The following is a 14382-nucleotide window of genomic DNA, read 5'->3' on the forward strand; positions in this document are numbered from 1 at the left end:
TGGTTTACATTTAAGGGTGACTGTGATATGTTGTGAAAAAGCCACCTACTCAGTGGTGGGTGGCTTTTTTAAAAGAACTGCGGTGGATAATATAATATCGATTTCTTTATCATTAAAATGATAGTTAGTCAGCTCATAAAGATAATGCTTTAAATGTTCACGACATTCCAAGCGATATTCTTCTACAAGTTCTGCATCTTTTAAACGTATTTGAAGATCTTCGAGCTCCTTTTGTGTTTCAAAGATATTTTGACGCAGACAATCCACCAGCTGGCTACTGGGAATATTTAGTGCATGAGATATTTTTTGCAAAGTGTCTGGTCGAATATTTACCGTATCGCGCTTTGTAATGGAATATAGGGTATTAAGTGATATGCCGGTAATGCGAGATAGTTCTTTGATGGACATTTTTCTTTCGGCTAGTATGTCTTTTAAAACAGTTCCAAAACCCATATGTGTGCCTCCTTTGCACTAAGTATCTCATGAAAAGCATTAAAAATCAATTGTTTTAATAAAAGCATTGACTAAAGCACTAATTAGTGCTAATATGCAAATGAATTAGCACAAATAACACTAAAAAGGAGGCGCTGATGAAACGAGTAGGAATTATCATGGATGATGAACTTCACAAGCAGTTAAAGCATCTGGCGGTAAATGAAGGCAGAACAGTGACTGACATTATTGTGGAGCTTGTCAAAGCAGAGATTGAAACAAAAAAAGAGCAGTCACGGTAAGTTTGGCGACAGCCGTGATTGCTCGAAACCTGAAACCTGTAAACCCAGGAATCACTTTGTATTGTAAGTGATTCCGCCAGAAATTGCAAGGAGGAATTGCAATGCAGAATTTAATGATTTTTGAAGGACACGATGTAGAAGTATTTGAACTGAATGGACAGGTATTGTTTAATCCGTATCACGTGGGCGAATGTTTGGAATTGGGCGAAAGTGCGGTGAGAATGGCTGTATCAAAAATGAATGAAAAGCAGGTTGTGAAGCTGACGAATTCTAAAGTCAATAAAGTTGACTTTAGAAAATTGCATAATACGGGTGAGAATTTCCTCACAGAAAGCGGCGTATACAAGCTGGTATTCAAGAGCCATAAACCAAATGCAGAAGCGTTCACAGACTGGATCGCAGACGAAGTCCTTCCAGCTCTTCGTAAGAGCGGTTCCTATGAAATGCCGAAACAGGACAAGTCTAAGAAAGAAAAACTCCCATCCGTAAACATGATGGTAAAGAACATCAAAGAGGCCCTGCATGATGCTGGAGTTGATTCAAAGTATATTGCAGCAGAGGTTGTGAGAATTTATTCGGATTCTGGTTATCCGGTTAATGCTCCTGTGATTTCCGATGTGCCGAAGCTGTGGGACTGTACTTCCATCGCGAAAGAACTGGGAATCCTTTCTGAGACCGGCAGACCGCACGATAAAGCTGTCAGTGCTATTATCCAGAAGCTGGATATTTTCTCGGATGAAGTAGTGAGAACAGCATATAGCCGAAATGGGCATGACGGTGTGACAGTACAGTATAAGAGTAGTGTTTTGGAGAAAGTCAGAGAATGGCTGAATGAGAATGGTTATCCGACTGTAATTGAATTGGTTCTCTCTAATGGCAACAGCAATAAATGCAAGGTTGTTTATGGGGAGGTGGCGTAATGTCATATCATGAATTTTGTAAACAGATTGCTCCGTCTGTTTTGGAATTGCAGGATGAGTGCAGAAAAATGAGTGAAGAGGAGTTTAACGAATTCCGTGAGAGTGTGATGCACGAAGTTAGAAAGCAGAAACTTAGCACGCAGTTTATGGCAGCAGTGCTTGATCTGATATATGGTGAGTTATTTACAAAGAAAGCTGATACAGTTCAGGGGGTGTCGTAAATGAATATTCAGGAAGAATTGCGTATCAATGGTCATCAGCCTACGGTTGGTTATGCCGGGACAGATATGGCAGCCTTTTTCCAAGGCCTTATGGATAGATATAAGTGCAAGTGTTCGCCTTTCATGCTTTCCTTGGCTTATACATACGGTGTGATTCAGGGTAAGAGAGAGGAACGCGCCAAAAAGAAAAATAAAAAAGTGGGTAACTACGGAGGGGTACTTCCGTGATATTATGGTAGCATGCATGAAGCCAAAGGCATACAGCTTGCGGCTTACCTTGCTGATTTGATTACACAATACAATCCCACCCCTGCCGGGTGTTACAGCCTGGCGGGGATTCTCCGCGTAACAGATCGGATGTCTTGCGTAGTGCACCATGGCACTGGCTATGCAGGAGGTGGTTCGAGCCCACCTGCGCGGACTGGTTCGCAGCTACCGATTGCAAACAGCTGCAGCACGGCCCATACACCCGGCCGTGCTTAATATTGCGAGGTAGAGCAGTCAGGCAGCTCGCCAGGTTCATACCCTGGAGGTCGCAGGTTCAAATCCTGCCTTCGCTATTTGCTTCATAAGAAGCCCTCTTTCATGAAAGTGCCTGTCGTGAGATGGGTGCTTTTTGCTGTCTTTGAACTTGTCAAGGTAGTTTTTTTGCTGTATTATTCATATATAATATAAGCAAAAGGGGTATATGCATGAAAATAAAACTTCCAATTGTTGAAATAGAAACTAGCAAAGAATGCCCTTGTTCTAGCTATAATGAATATGAACTAAAGATTAGGTGCATGAAAATAAAGCTACATAGTATGTATTTAGCTGTTATTGCAACGATGATTTGTGTATGGTTATTTTCTATAATAACATGTGGAAATGATGGATTTGTGGGACAGGTTTCATTTGCAAGTACGATTACATCTATAATTTTATCGGTGTTGGCTATAATTATGAGTATTACAGGCGAGGGAAAAACTGAGCATATCAAAGAACAGTTGGAAGCTACAGCGAAAGACATACAAGAGACGCAAAGAAAAGTCAATGAAATTAATAAATCAGTAGAAGTAAACTTAGATAAATTAGCTAAGGGCAATGATATGTTAAATGAGAAAATAGAACACATATCTGAGGATACAGCAAGAAGAGTAATGGAATACCAAAACGATATAACAGCAGAGCCATCTAAGGTGGATGAGGGGATAGAAGTATAATGGAAAATCAAAAAAAATGTAATTTTAACTTATTAGCATGCCATAATTATGATTCAAGGACAGGAACTATAGTTGGCTTGTTTAATTCAATCCAATTAAATGAAAATGAAGTATTATCATTTGATTTATTAACTATTATGAATTTTCTAAATAAGCAGTATGAGACATTAACAATTTTTTATTGTATTTATAATGTGGAAAAAGGTGCGAATACTGCAAAAATTATCAACAAATCAGTTTTTCGCCGAAAAAATGGTGTGGCTGGATCTAATGGCCGTATTAGACAAACAACAATGCAACATCTTTCTAATGCCATAAAGAGTATAAGAATTTCTAATATGAAATTTACGGAAAAAGGAGATTATGAAGTACGGGCATATGTGTTTTGGGATAATGAACGTTTAGATATTACGAGTAAAGAGGCGAAGGAAGTAGATATTGATACGCTGCTAACAATAGAGGATAGCCTTGCAAGTGTTATTAACATAGAAATTTTTTAATATTTATTTATGAATCTTAAGGGTCACCCCGCGTGGCTCTTTTCTTATGCCACAAAACAAACAAAAGCGAGGTGATCGACATGGCCAGAGCACCGGATCCGAGAATTGAGCAGGCGAAGACCATGTACCTGGAAGGTCAGAAATTGGTTGAGATTGCAAGTCAACTAAATCTGCCGGAAGGGACGGTTCGTCGTTGGAAGTGCACGCACAAGTGGGATAGCGAACGTTCGGAAAAGAAAAGCGAGCGTTCGGACAGAAGAGGAGCGCCAAAAGGAAATAAGAATGCTGTAGGTGCTGGTGCTCCGGAACAAAATAAGAATGCAGAAAAATTCGGTTTCTTTAGCAAGTACTTGCCTGAGGAGACCGTTTCTATTATTCAGGAGATGCCGACTGATCCTCTGGACGTCCTCTGGGATCAGATTCAGATTGCCTACGCTGCCATTATCCGGGCGCAGCAGATCATGTATGTGCGTGACCGGGATGATATGACAACGACCAAGATCGAGGAAGGCTACGGCGAGAAGTCTACCAGAGAGAAGTGGGAAGTGCAGCAGGCATGGGATAAGCAGGGCAACTTCCTGCAGGCGCAGGCTAGGGCACAGTCGGAACTGCGCAGCTTGGTTAAACAGTATGATGAGCTGCTGCATAAGCGCTGGGACCTTGCCACCGAGGAACAGAAAGCCCGCATTGCCCAGATTCGGGCGCAGACGGACAAACTTAAAGGCACTGACAACGATGCGGCGCTGAACCGCCTGGATGAAGTCCTGAGTGAAATCAAAGGGGTTGTGTAAGATGCCATTTTCAGATAAGCAGCAGGAGTTCTTTCAGAATGCAAGCCACCGCTGGAACATCAAGGTGGGGGCAACGAGATCAGGAAAGACCTACATGGATTATTACGTAATCCCGAAACGAATCCGATCTAGGATTGGACAAGAGGGGCTTGTGGCAATCCTGGGCGTGTCAAAGGGTACGATCCATCGTAACATCATCGAGCCGTTGCAGCATATTTGGGGCACAGACTTGGTGGGTGATATCAATTCGCAGAACATCTGCCCGATGTTTGGCGAGGATGTTTATTGTCTGGGTGCTGAGAAGGTCAGCCAGGTATCCAAGATTCGAGGATCGTCCCTGAAATACTGTTACGGTGATGAGGTGGTGGACTGGAACAAGGAAGTGTTTAACATGCTGAAATCCCGTCTTGATAAGCCATATTCCTGTTTTGATGGTGCCTGCAACCCGGATGCCCCGCAGCACTGGTTTAAGCAGTTTCTGGACTCTGATGCAGATATTTATTGTCAGAAGTACGAGATTTTCGACAATCCTTTCCTAAGCCCTGTGTTCGTGGATGAGCTTTGCAAGGAGTATAAGGGCACGGTCCTTTATGATCGTTACATTCGCGGTTTGTGGGTTGCAGCAGAAGGCTCAGTTTATAAGCTGATGTGTGATGCCGTATCAACAGGAGCAAAAAATCCTTTCGCAATTTTCGAAAAGCCGAAGAGCATCATGCAAATCAATATCGGTGTTGACTTCGGTGGTTCTGGATCCGGCCATGCGTTTGTGGCAACAGCCTATTCCAGGGCATATTTAAGTATCACAGCACTGGCTAGCGAGCGGCACATGAGCAAAAACGGCAGCATTGACCCGGACAAGCTGGGTGATCTGTTCGTGGACTTCTGCTTGAAAATCATAAATCTGTACGGATTCATTACCGTGGTTTACTGTGACAGTGCCGAGCAGACGCTTATTGCCGGTATGAGGACAGCCGTCCGAAAAGCTGGACTTAGCTGGATCCGGATTGAGAACGCATTAAAAACAGCGATCAACGACCGAATACGATTTACGCAGCGGATGCTTAGCCAGCACCGCTTTCAATACGTGAAAGATCAGTGCCAGAGCCTGGAGGATGCCATGACAACAGCACTGTGGGACGAGAAAAAGAGTCTCGTGGAAGATGTGAGACTGGATGACGGCACCAGTGATATCGATACGCTGGATGCCTTTGAGTACACATTCGAGCGGGATATCAGCCGGTTTATCCGGTACGAATAGAGGTGATGACGATGAAATTTTCAAAGATGCTTGCAGCAATCACAGATATTTTGAATCAGGATTCTGACACAGAGATTGATGTCTGTATGACGTCTGAAATGGCGCGGAAGATTGAACTCTGGACGGCCATGTATGAGAATCGGGCGCCCTGGGTGAATCGGAAGGATGTGAAAAGCGCCCAGCTGCCGGCAACCATTGCCTCAGAGATTGCCCGTCTGGTTACTCTGGAAATGAAGTCAGAGATTACCGGCAGTGTTGCAGCAGAGTATTTGAACCAGCAGTACCAGGAAAAGGCTTTATCTGGGCTGAGGCGGTACGTGGAATATGGCTGCGCAAAGGGCGGGCTGATCTTAAAGCCGTATGTAACCAAGAACGGCCTTACGGTCCAGTTTGTTCAGGCTGATTGCTTTTTTCCGCTGTCTTTTGATGACTCTGGCAGAATACAGCAATGCGCATTTACGGAGCAGTTCCGGAAAGGTAAGAAGATCTACACGCGCCTGGAAGTGCATGAGCAGCAGGGCGAACACATCCGGATCACGAATCGGGCATTTGTGGCAACCAATGATTATAGCCTTGGAAGCGAAATTGCCGTAAACTCAGTGGACCGTTGGTCTGAACTGCAGCCGCAGGTGATATTTGCCGGTGCTGACCGGCTGTTATTTGGTTATTTCCGGGTGCCACTTGCGAATGCAGAGGATTCTGACAGCCCGCTGGGCGTTTCCGTGTATTCCAGGGCAGCGCCGGAGCTGATTGAGGAAGCGGATCGCCGTTATTCCAATATCTGTTGGGAGTACGAAGGTACGCAGCTGGCCGTGCATGTGGCAACCTCATTACTCAAATATAACCGTGACTTGGACAAGTTTGAGTATCCGGGAGGAAAGAACCGGCTGTACCGAAATGTGGAATACAACTCCGGAGCAACAGACAAGCCGTTCATGGAAACGTTTTCCCCGGAGATCCGCGACACGGCATTGTTCAATGGTTTCAATAACCAGTTAAAGCTGATTGAGTTTGCCTGCTGTCTGGCATATGGCACGCTTTCGGATCCGCAGAACGTGGATAAGACAGCAACTGAGATCAAGACCAGCAAGCAGCGGTCTTATACGTTTGTTTCCGATACGCAGCTGGCATTGCAGAAGGCTCTGGAAGATCTGGTATATGCCATGAACTTCTGGGCGGCCCTATATGGATTGATTACGGTGGGTGCGGACTATGAGGTGTCGTTTGAGTGGGATGACAGTATTGTCGTGGATGCAGAAGCAGAACGCCAGACAGACCGTGCCGATGTTGCTATGGGTGTTATGAGCCTGGCAGAGTACAGAAGCAAATGGTATGGTGAGACAAGGGAGGAGGCTGAAAAGAACCTTCCAGAGCCTGCCAACGTAGAGGAGTGATCTGATTGACGCCAGAAGAACTTGAAAATCTGCCAAAGCCACTAGAACGGATCATGACATCCTTGGAATTGGATATCATGTCAGAAATCATTGAGCGCATTAAGGAGGCGCAGCAGATCACACCAGTGACAGACTGGCTGTTAAACCGGTTGAGCATCATCGGCGCAAGCAAGGCGCGGGTAAAACAGATCCTGCATGCCGCCCTGGAAGCAGCTGATTTGCAGGTTGATGATATTTATGATCAGGCTGCAAAATCCGATTACATCAGGACCAAGGCAATCTACGAAGCTGCCGGGCAGGATTACACCCCGTATGAGGATAATCAATATCTGCAGCAGATCGTGGATGCAGTGAGGCGGCAAACAAAGGAAAGCCTGCGGGCCTATGAGAACATTACGCAGACAACCGGCTTTAATGTTTATATGGGCGGCAAGCGGGTGTTCACACCTATGTCGGAGTATCTGGAGCGGAGTCTTGACAAGGCAATGCTCGGTATTACCACAGGCATGAAGACATACAGCCAGGCAATTGGCGATGTGATTGATGAGATGACTTCCAGCGGTGTCCGCATAGTGGATTATGCTTCTGGAAAGTCCGATCGGATTGAGGTGGCTGCCAGAAGGGCAGTAATGACCGGGGTAGCCCAGATGACGGACAAGGTCAACGAGAAGAACGCGGAAGAACTGAAAACAGATTACTGGGAAGTAGACTGGCACATGGGAGCCAGAAATACCGGAACTGGCTATATGAATCACCAGTCATGGCAGGGCAAGGTGTATAGCTCGGAAGAGATGCGGACCGTCTGTGGTCTTGGCGAGATGCTTGGGTTTGCCGGAATAAACTGCTATCATATTCGTTGGCCCTTTATTCCCGGAATTTCCAAGCGCAGGTATACCGATGAGTGGCTTGCGGAGCAGAACCGGAAGGAGAACGAGAAGAAAGAGTTTCGCGGGAAGGAATACGACACCTATGCTGCTCTGCAGTACCAGCGCAAGCTGGAGCGTGTGATTCGGAAACAGAAGCAGGACATTAAGCTTCTGGAGAAAGGCGGAGCAGACAAGGACGATCTGACCGCGGCACGGTGCCGGAAACGGCTGACAGAAAAGACGTACACGGAGTTTTCGGCGGCTATGGGGCTGAGACAGCAGCGGGAACGGCTGAAAGTTGGCAAGCTGGCAACGGGAGCGCATGAAGCTACGAGAAATACTTTTTCTAATGTTTCATTTGATCCAGATAATGACTATTCGTTGAAACTCGAGAGCTATCAAGATAAGGTTAATACCGGTCTGTCAGATGCTGCAAGAAGTGTTGCAGAAAAAGGTGGCTCAGATGGCTATGAACATATGTATCTGGTAAATCTAAAAACTGGTACGTTGGATTATTATGAAACCAATCATATGGCTCATGAAGTTGGATATAAGTTCTGGAGATACTTAAAGGAACATTCGGATGAAGAATTTGCTTTTGTGCATAACCACAATACAGACAGCGCTTTTTCTGAAGCGGATATGCGAACATTGTTGACTGAGAAACAAATTCCGGTTATGATTGCATGTAGAAATGATTCAGTGAAGTATGTGGCGGAAAGAAAAGGATCTCCTTTGGAATCAGGCTGGTTTGATGATTTGTATGAGCAGGATTTGAATGAAATCCGGGCGAAAATCCGAAGTGGGGAAATATCATCAGCCGAATGGAGTAAACGGCGAGAACTTTTGATTGTGGAAAATTTATTGAGGGACTACACGAAGGGAGGTAAATTGATTGAGTATGACGGAAGAAAAAAGTGATGACTGGTCAAGCCCAACCTTAAAAGAAGTTCCTTTTTGGCGAGAGGGAATGAGCCAGGAAGAATATGAAGTAGAACGCGAATACTATGCAAAAAACTTTCATTTGGTGAAAGAAGGGTCATATGTACCACTTTGGAGACTTAGACAACAAGGAAAATGATACCACCAGTCAGCAGGCCGGTGGTATTTTTGTGGAGAAAATTATGTTAAAAGTGGTTTTAGCAATCAAGGTGATTTGTTCGGTTACCTGGTTCGTAACGGTAGTGACCTACGTGGTTTACACCGCATGCCAGTGGATCCGTTACGCGTTGCGACGTCGCAACAGGAAGGAGTAGCTGATGAATGTATTAACCTGGTTTAAGCAGCGGTATTGCAAACACCAGTACCGCAAACATTGGAGCCGTGCATCCGGCCAGTATGGTGGATATGTAAGGCGGTGCACAAAATGTAATAAGGTCGAGCAGTAAGCACGCAGAGATGCGTGTTATTTTTATGCCAAAAATTTTGTCCGGAATGACGTAAAACTACCAACACAAGGGATGCGACCCCGTAAAAAGCGTAGTGCGAAAGGAGCAACATGAAAAGAAAGTTTTTGGAAGACATGGGACTGACCAAGGAACAGGTCGACAGCATTATGGACGAAAATGGCAAGGACATCGAAGCCATGAAGGCAGAGCGTGACAATTATAAGTCACAGCTGGATACGGCGCAGACAACGCTGAAAAGCTTTGAAGGCGTCAACGTCCAGGAATTGCAGGGGAAAATCGCCCAGCTGACCAATGACATGGCAGCCAAGGACAATGAGTACAAAAAGCAGCTCGCAGATCGTGACTTCAATGATCTTCTGAAAGAGACTGCAGCAGGCTTCAAGCCGCGCGACCTGAAAGCAGTTATGCCGTTCCTTGATGTCGAAAAGCTGAAAGCCAGCAAGAACCAGGAAAGTGATATCAAATCAGCCCTGGAGGCGGTCAAGAAAGACAATGTGTATCTGTTTCAGGATGTCAGTATTCCCAGGGTGGTTTCAGGAACTTCTGGAACTAATCCACCAAAAACAGAAGACACAAAGACAAGAGCAAATGAAGCCTTAAGAAGTATCTTAGGCAGAGAGTAAAGGAGGCTATTTATGGCAACGAATATTGTAAACAGAGCGGATGCCGAGGCGATTATCCGCCAGCAGATCGTAGAAAATATTTTCCAGGATGCTCCAAAGCAGTCCGTGTTTATGAGTTTGGCTAAGAAACTGCCAAATATGACCAGCAACCAGACCAGAATCCGCGTACTGGATTTCCTGCCGACTGCGTATTGGGTAGACGGTGATACCGGCATGAAGCAGACCAGCCGTCAGGCATGGGACAACGTGTATCTGGATGCGGCTGAGCTGGCCGTTATTGTTCCGATTCCGGAAGCTGTGCTGGATGATGCGGAGTTTGATATCTTCGGCGAGGTAACTCCGAGAGTCATGGAGGCTATTGGCCAGAGAGTTGATGCGGCAATCATCTTCGGCGAGAATCGTCCGAGAGTATGGCAGAATGACATTATCACCCTGGCACGTCAGGCCGGCAATAACGTGGCGCCTGGTTCCAATCCGGATTACTATAATCTTCTCCTGGGCGAGAATGGTGTGATCTCCAAGGTTGAGGAAGATGGCTATATGGCAACCGGTGCGCTGGCTTCCATGAGCATGAGAGCGAAACTGAGAGGTATCAAAGCAACCGACGGCACTCCGATCTTCAAGAGCGATATGCAGGGTTCCACCAACTATGCGCTGGATGGTGCACCGATGTACTTCCCGCAGAATGGCGCGTTCAACAACAGTATTGCGCAGCTGATTATCGGTGACTTTAAGCAGGCTGTATATGCGATCCGTCAGGATATTACGGTAAAGGTTCTGGATCAGGGTGTTATCCAGGACCCGACTACCAAGGAGATCGCCTATAACCTGGCGCAGCAGGATATGGTTGCACTGCGTATAGTATTTCGCATGGGCTGGGCGCTGCCGAATCCAGCAACCAGAATGGACGAGGACCGCGTAGGCTGTCCGTTTGCATATCTGGAGCCGGCAACTCCGGTTACTACCCAGACGGTTACCTTTACCGTAAAGGACAATCAGGGATCTCCGGAGCCGATTAAAGATGCAATCGTAGATGTGAATGGTTCCAGAATCAAGACGAATGCAAGCGGTGAAGCTGTTTTCAACTTGAGACCAGGAACTTATCCGGCAAAGATTAAAAAGACCGGCTACAGCCAGATTACGGAGACGGTAGTGGTAGCTGGTTCTGCAGTGACCAAGGATGTAACTTTAATCCCGACCACCTGATAAGGAGAAACTGTGCTGATGATCTATGCAGATGAAGAATTTTATAAGGACAAGTACCTTTTAGGACGAAAGCCGGTCATCAGCACCGGCTTTCCCTATTATGCCCGCCAGGCGAGCCAGGTGATAGACCAGTATACTTTTGGCAGACTCGCCAATGTGGTAGAGATTCCGGAGGATGTTCGGCTGTGCTGCTGTGAACTCGCAGAGGTGGGATGCAGACAGGAAAAAGCAGAAAAAGAATCATCCGGAAAGACATCGGAAAAGATTGGGACCTATTCTGTATCGTTCGGATCCGTGCAGGAGCAGAACGAGATGAAGACCAGAAGGGAGCGCCAGATCATTATGAAATGGCTAGAGCATACCGGATTGTGCTATCAGGGGGTGGAGTGATGTTTACAAATGCAGACGCAACGCTGTACTTGTACCGCGAAGACGGAAAAAATGTAAGCTACTTACGGCAGCCAATCGAGGAAGTTTATTGGGAGGATGTACGACAGAGCACATTTTTAAAGACCGGACAAAGAGACGCTGCTTCGGCGTTGCTGGTAATCCCGTTTGAGAGCCTGACAGACCCACTCATGCTTACGCAGGGCAAGGACCTGGTTGTGAAAGGGATTATCGAGGACGAGATTGACGGCAACACGCCGGAAACTCTTTCCCAATCTCTGGCAGCGCTGAAAGAGAAATATCATTACCTTACCGTTACCACGGTAGATGAATACTTGTACGGCAGTGAATCGGTTCAGCATTATGAACTATCCTGCAAGTAGGAGGTGGTTTTGTGAAGTTGAAAGTGGAAATGAAGTCCATGCAGGAAATTTTGCAAAATCACGGTCTGCAGGAAGGTGGACCAGTACAGAAGTTGGTGGATAGCGAGTGCATGCGGTATATGAGTGATTATATGCCACGCAGACAGGCCGGGGAGCTGGAGCACATGATGGTATTGTCTACCGTAATCGGATCCGGAGAGATCGACACACCTGGTCCTTACGCTCATTATCTGTACGAGGGCATTCTGTATGTTTCGCCGACAACCGGTAGTGCATGGGCGAAGAAAAACGAAATCAAGGTTCCGACCGGGAAAGAGCTTACCTATGCAGGTGCTCCAATGCGGGGAAAAAAGTGGTTTGAGCGGATGAAAGCGGACCACAAAGAGGATATTCTCCGGGCAGCGCAGGCAATGAGCAACAGAGGAGACGGCTTATGACGATCATTGATTATATGCGCCAGAAACTGACAGAGTATCCGAAGATATCCGAGTTTCTGGCAGGTGATGATATTCACATTGATTTCACAGAACCAGAACCTGTGAATTATGGTTTATCCAGTACGGGGGATTCCCTGGTGAAAGAGGACTTGCTTGGCAATCAGATCCGGCGGCACAATTTCACCATGTATGCTGCAGGGCAGTCTTTCACGGATTATAACCGGATGGCGAACAGTAATTTTCTTTTGGAGCTGTCCTACTGGCTGGAAAATCTTCCGGAAGAGGGCGGCATTGAAGTAAATACTGGCAGTGAGGTAAAGCAGGCTGTGTTTTTAAAGGCAACCACAGCGAATGCCATGAGCATGGGGCTGATGGGAGAAACCATTGACCAGGGCGTTATGTATCAGATTCAGATACAGGCCCAGTACAAAGTAATAGAAAGCGAGGAAATATAAATGGCAGAGAAAGCACCTGTCGCAGGACAGAAGATTAAGAGAAAATTTATGGCACATTTTATCGACTCTGCGCTTCCGGATGCCGGAAGTCCGGCATATGTCCGCTTAGGCACCGATCTTGAAGAGTTTAACGTGGAAATGAACGCCAATGTGGAGACCAAAAACAATATCTTGGGTGATACATCGGTTACTCTGGATAGCTACCAGCCGCAGGCTTCCGCAGATCCGTACTATGCAGTTGTTGGTGATCCAATGTTTGAACGCCTGCAAGGCATTGTGGATGAGCGTCAGACTCTGGATGATCTGAAGACTACCGTGGTGGAAGTACATCTTTGGGATGAAGTCTCCGAAGCAGCTGGATCCTTTGTGGCTTATCAGGAAGAAGCTATTATTGAGGTATCAAGCTATGGTGGCGATACGACCGGTTATCAGATCCCGTTCAATGTGCATCATACAGGAAACCGTGTGAAAGGAAAATTTGTTCTTGCAACAAAAACTTTTACCGCAGATTCCGAATGAAATCCAGAACCGGCAGCCGCAGAAAATGCGCTGCCGGTATTTGATATAGCAGATCAGGAGGTGGAAAACAATGGAAAAGATGAAGAACTTGGTATTTGATGATGGTTATGAAAGCTTTTCTGTAAATAATGATCCTTCCAGAGTGATTCGGTTCAATCCGGCGGATCCAGAAATTATCAACCGTGTGCTGAATGTACAGAAAATATTTCAGAATTATCATGTGCCGGACAATATTAATCTGAATCCGGACGGAAGCCCGAAGAGTGATATGGAAGTTGATGGTGCTTATGTGGCGGAGTTCTCCGGGGCAATGAGAACAGCTTTCAATGGTATTTTTAATGGAGATGTGTACGACACCATCTTTGATGGACAATCTCCGCTGTGTATCGTTAAGGGACGTTATCTATTTGAGGGTGTTCTGGAGGCTATTCTGGAGATTATAAAGCCTGCGGTTGAAGAGTATAACAAGGAGAATCAGAAGATGATGGGGAAATACCTCAGTGATCTGTCGTGATCGGGGAACTTCCAAAGACCCTGAAAGTTGGAGATGAAAACTATCCTGTCGAGACAGATTACCGGAATATCCTGGTTATCATGCTGGCCTGTGCGGATCCCGACCTGGAACCGGGGCAGAAGCTGGAAATCATGATGCGCCGTCTGTACCGGGACGGATTTGATAAAATCCCGCCAGAACTCCGGGAGGAGGCTGCTGGTCAAGCAAAATGGTTTATCGATTGCGGCCAAGAAAATGATGATAAAAAACCTGCAAAAAAGCTGATGGACTGGGAGCAGGATGAGCGGATTCTTTTCCCAGCTATCAATAAGGTTGCCGGTTACGAGACCAGATCCGTCCCATATCTTCACTGGTGGACCTTTGCGGGATATTTCATGGAAATTGAGGATGGAACATTTTCGACCGTCCTTGGTATCCGCCAGAAGCTTGCTAAGGGGAAGAAACTGGAAAAATGGGAACAGGAATTCCGGAGGGAAAACAAAGAACTTTGTGATCTGAAAAAGCGGTACACCGCAGAGGAACAGGCTGAAATTGATTACTGGAATAAGCTATTGGGTTAGGGC

23 protein-coding genes and 1 tRNA gene are annotated in these 14382 nt (G+C 46.1%); 23 read left to right on the forward strand and 1 reads right to left on the reverse strand.

Annotated elements, in window-relative coordinates; all coding sequences use genetic code 11:
- Positions 1-45: 45 nt before the first annotated feature.
- Positions 46-453, reverse strand: coding sequence for a helix-turn-helix transcriptional regulator (locus DXB18_RS01210; RefSeq protein WP_118705520.1), 408 nt, complete (start codon positions 451-453; stop codon positions 46-48).
- A gap of 137 nt (positions 454-590) precedes the next feature.
- Between DXB18_RS01210 and DXB18_RS01215 the strand changes: the two genes are divergently transcribed.
- From DXB18_RS01215 to DXB18_RS01315, 23 genes are all read left to right on the forward strand, one after another.
- On the forward strand, positions 591-734 hold the full coding sequence (locus DXB18_RS01215; protein ID WP_118705522.1) for a plasmid partition protein ParG: 144 nt from the start codon (positions 591-593) through the stop codon (positions 732-734).
- Positions 735-835: 101 nt separating this feature from the next.
- The gene (locus DXB18_RS01220) at positions 836-1654 is read left to right on the forward strand and encodes a BRO family protein (RefSeq protein WP_118705524.1); all 819 of its coding nucleotides are present in this window, start codon (positions 836-838) and stop codon (positions 1652-1654) included.
- On the forward strand, positions 1654-1875 hold the full coding sequence (locus DXB18_RS01225) for a hypothetical protein (protein ID WP_118705526.1): 222 nt from the start codon (positions 1654-1656) through the stop codon (positions 1873-1875). Before DXB18_RS01220 ends, DXB18_RS01225 begins: the two co-directional genes overlap by 1 nt.
- Complete coding sequence (locus tag DXB18_RS01230; protein ID WP_118705528.1) at positions 1876-2103, forward strand: hypothetical protein; 228 nt, start codon at positions 1876-1878, stop codon at positions 2101-2103. It begins immediately after the preceding gene.
- 258 nt (positions 2104-2361) lie between these two features.
- Positions 2362-2435 (forward strand) — tRNA-Met (locus DXB18_RS01235).
- Between the two features lie 132 nt (positions 2436-2567).
- Positions 2568-3077, forward strand: coding sequence for a hypothetical protein (locus DXB18_RS01240; protein WP_118705530.1), 510 nt, complete (start codon positions 2568-2570; stop codon positions 3075-3077).
- On the forward strand, positions 3077-3577 hold the full coding sequence (locus tag DXB18_RS01245) for a hypothetical protein (RefSeq protein ID WP_118705532.1): 501 nt from the start codon (positions 3077-3079) through the stop codon (positions 3575-3577). The genes DXB18_RS01240 and DXB18_RS01245 overlap by 1 nt, the downstream gene beginning before the upstream one ends.
- An 80-nt stretch (positions 3578-3657) precedes the next feature.
- On the forward strand, positions 3658-4368 hold the full coding sequence (gene terS / locus DXB18_RS01250; RefSeq protein WP_118705534.1) for a phage terminase small subunit: 711 nt from the start codon (positions 3658-3660) through the stop codon (positions 4366-4368).
- A gap of 1 nt (position 4369) precedes the next feature.
- On the forward strand, positions 4370-5626 hold the full coding sequence (locus DXB18_RS01255) for a terminase family protein (protein ID WP_118705536.1): 1257 nt from the start codon (positions 4370-4372) through the stop codon (positions 5624-5626).
- Positions 5627-5637: 11 nt separating this feature from the next.
- Entirely contained in the window at positions 5638-7020 is a 1383-nt protein-coding gene (locus DXB18_RS01260) for a phage portal protein (RefSeq protein WP_118705538.1), read from the forward strand.
- A gap of 5 nt (positions 7021-7025) precedes the next feature.
- The gene (locus tag DXB18_RS01265; RefSeq protein ID WP_118705540.1) at positions 7026-8807 is read left to right on the forward strand and encodes a phage minor capsid protein; all 1782 of its coding nucleotides are present in this window, start codon (positions 7026-7028) and stop codon (positions 8805-8807) included.
- A complete protein-coding gene (locus tag DXB18_RS16025; protein WP_207665749.1) occupies positions 8788-8967 on the forward strand; it encodes a hypothetical protein in 180 nt (59 codons plus the stop codon). Before DXB18_RS01265 ends, DXB18_RS16025 begins: the two co-directional genes overlap by 20 nt.
- Positions 8930-9142, forward strand: coding sequence for a hypothetical protein (locus DXB18_RS01270; RefSeq protein WP_118705542.1), 213 nt, complete (start codon positions 8930-8932; stop codon positions 9140-9142). Before DXB18_RS16025 ends, DXB18_RS01270 begins: the two co-directional genes overlap by 38 nt.
- 3 nt (positions 9143-9145) lie before the next feature.
- Positions 9146-9274 carry a hypothetical protein gene (locus DXB18_RS16665; protein ID WP_279220809.1) on the forward strand — a complete coding sequence of 43 codons (129 nt, stop codon included), beginning with the start codon at positions 9146-9148 and terminating at the stop codon, positions 9272-9274.
- Between the two features lie 110 nt (positions 9275-9384).
- On the forward strand, positions 9385-9918 hold the full coding sequence (locus DXB18_RS01275; protein ID WP_118705544.1) for a phage scaffolding protein: 534 nt from the start codon (positions 9385-9387) through the stop codon (positions 9916-9918).
- 12 nt (positions 9919-9930) lie between these two features.
- Positions 9931-11124 carry a phage major capsid protein gene (locus DXB18_RS01280; protein ID WP_118705546.1) on the forward strand — a complete coding sequence of 398 codons (1194 nt, stop codon included), beginning with the start codon at positions 9931-9933 and terminating at the stop codon, positions 11122-11124.
- Positions 11125-11142: 18 nt separating this feature from the next.
- On the forward strand, positions 11143-11514 hold the full coding sequence (locus tag DXB18_RS01285) for a hypothetical protein (RefSeq protein WP_243103067.1): 372 nt from the start codon (positions 11143-11145) through the stop codon (positions 11512-11514).
- Positions 11514-11894, forward strand: coding sequence for a DUF6751 family protein (locus DXB18_RS01290; protein ID WP_118705548.1), 381 nt, complete (start codon positions 11514-11516; stop codon positions 11892-11894). The genes DXB18_RS01285 and DXB18_RS01290 overlap by 1 nt, the downstream gene beginning before the upstream one ends.
- An 11-nt stretch (positions 11895-11905) precedes the next feature.
- The gene (locus tag DXB18_RS01295; protein WP_243103068.1) at positions 11906-12331 is read left to right on the forward strand and encodes a minor capsid protein; all 426 of its coding nucleotides are present in this window, start codon (positions 11906-11908) and stop codon (positions 12329-12331) included.
- Positions 12328-12786 (forward strand): hypothetical protein, encoded by a 459-nt coding sequence (locus tag DXB18_RS01300; RefSeq protein WP_118705550.1) that lies wholly within the window; start codon positions 12328-12330, stop codon positions 12784-12786. The genes DXB18_RS01295 and DXB18_RS01300 overlap by 4 nt, the downstream gene beginning before the upstream one ends.
- Positions 12787-13305 (forward strand): hypothetical protein, encoded by a 519-nt coding sequence (locus tag DXB18_RS01305; protein ID WP_118705552.1) that lies wholly within the window; start codon positions 12787-12789, stop codon positions 13303-13305. It begins immediately after the preceding gene.
- 70 nt (positions 13306-13375) lie between these two features.
- Positions 13376-13819 carry a hypothetical protein gene (locus DXB18_RS01310; RefSeq protein ID WP_118705553.1) on the forward strand — a complete coding sequence of 148 codons (444 nt, stop codon included), beginning with the start codon at positions 13376-13378 and terminating at the stop codon, positions 13817-13819.
- Complete coding sequence (locus DXB18_RS01315; protein ID WP_118705555.1) at positions 13816-14379, forward strand: Gp15 family bacteriophage protein; 564 nt, start codon at positions 13816-13818, stop codon at positions 14377-14379. The genes DXB18_RS01310 and DXB18_RS01315 overlap by 4 nt, the downstream gene beginning before the upstream one ends.
- Positions 14380-14382 lie beyond the last annotated feature (3 nt).

The sequence above is a fragment of the Clostridium sp. OM02-18AC genome, from assembly GCF_003481825.1.
GTDB lineage: Bacteria > Bacillota > Clostridia > Lachnospirales > Lachnospiraceae > Brotaphodocola.

What these genes read in the sequence shown, in the direction of transcription:
- DXB18_RS01210 (WP_118705520.1), bottom strand. Translation starts at nt 453, where the DNA reads ATGGGTTTTGGAACTGTTTTAAAAGACATACTAGCCGAAAGAAAAATG.
- DXB18_RS01215 (WP_118705522.1), top strand. Translation starts at nt 591, where the DNA reads ATGAAACGAGTAGGAATTATCATGGATGATGAACTTCACAAGCAGTTA.
- DXB18_RS01220 (WP_118705524.1), top strand. Translation starts at nt 836, where the DNA reads ATGCAGAATTTAATGATTTTTGAAGGACACGATGTAGAAGTATTTGAA.
- DXB18_RS01225 (WP_118705526.1), top strand. Translation starts at nt 1,654, where the DNA reads ATGTCATATCATGAATTTTGTAAACAGATTGCTCCGTCTGTTTTGGAA.
- DXB18_RS01230 (WP_118705528.1), top strand. Translation starts at nt 1,876, where the DNA reads ATGAATATTCAGGAAGAATTGCGTATCAATGGTCATCAGCCTACGGTT.
- DXB18_RS01240 (WP_118705530.1), top strand. Translation starts at nt 2,568, where the DNA reads ATGAAAATAAAACTTCCAATTGTTGAAATAGAAACTAGCAAAGAATGC.
- DXB18_RS01245 (WP_118705532.1), top strand. Translation starts at nt 3,077, where the DNA reads ATGGAAAATCAAAAAAAATGTAATTTTAACTTATTAGCATGCCATAAT.
- terS (WP_118705534.1), top strand. Translation starts at nt 3,658, where the DNA reads ATGGCCAGAGCACCGGATCCGAGAATTGAGCAGGCGAAGACCATGTAC.
- DXB18_RS01255 (WP_118705536.1), top strand. Translation starts at nt 4,370, where the DNA reads ATGCCATTTTCAGATAAGCAGCAGGAGTTCTTTCAGAATGCAAGCCAC.
- DXB18_RS01260 (WP_118705538.1), top strand. Translation starts at nt 5,638, where the DNA reads ATGAAATTTTCAAAGATGCTTGCAGCAATCACAGATATTTTGAATCAG.
- DXB18_RS16025 (WP_207665749.1), top strand. Translation starts at nt 8,788, where the DNA reads ATGACGGAAGAAAAAAGTGATGACTGGTCAAGCCCAACCTTAAAAGAA.
- DXB18_RS01270 (WP_118705542.1), top strand. Translation starts at nt 8,930, where the DNA reads ATGTACCACTTTGGAGACTTAGACAACAAGGAAAATGATACCACCAGT.
- DXB18_RS16665 (WP_279220809.1), top strand. Translation starts at nt 9,146, where the DNA reads ATGAATGTATTAACCTGGTTTAAGCAGCGGTATTGCAAACACCAGTAC.
- DXB18_RS01275 (WP_118705544.1), top strand. Translation starts at nt 9,385, where the DNA reads ATGAAAAGAAAGTTTTTGGAAGACATGGGACTGACCAAGGAACAGGTC.
- DXB18_RS01280 (WP_118705546.1), top strand. Translation starts at nt 9,931, where the DNA reads ATGGCAACGAATATTGTAAACAGAGCGGATGCCGAGGCGATTATCCGC.
- DXB18_RS01285 (WP_243103067.1), top strand. Translation starts at nt 11,143, where the DNA reads ATGATCTATGCAGATGAAGAATTTTATAAGGACAAGTACCTTTTAGGA.
- DXB18_RS01290 (WP_118705548.1), top strand. Translation starts at nt 11,514, where the DNA reads ATGTTTACAAATGCAGACGCAACGCTGTACTTGTACCGCGAAGACGGA.
- DXB18_RS01300 (WP_118705550.1), top strand. Translation starts at nt 12,328, where the DNA reads ATGACGATCATTGATTATATGCGCCAGAAACTGACAGAGTATCCGAAG.
- DXB18_RS01305 (WP_118705552.1), top strand. Translation starts at nt 12,787, where the DNA reads ATGGCAGAGAAAGCACCTGTCGCAGGACAGAAGATTAAGAGAAAATTT.
- DXB18_RS01310 (WP_118705553.1), top strand. Translation starts at nt 13,376, where the DNA reads ATGGAAAAGATGAAGAACTTGGTATTTGATGATGGTTATGAAAGCTTT.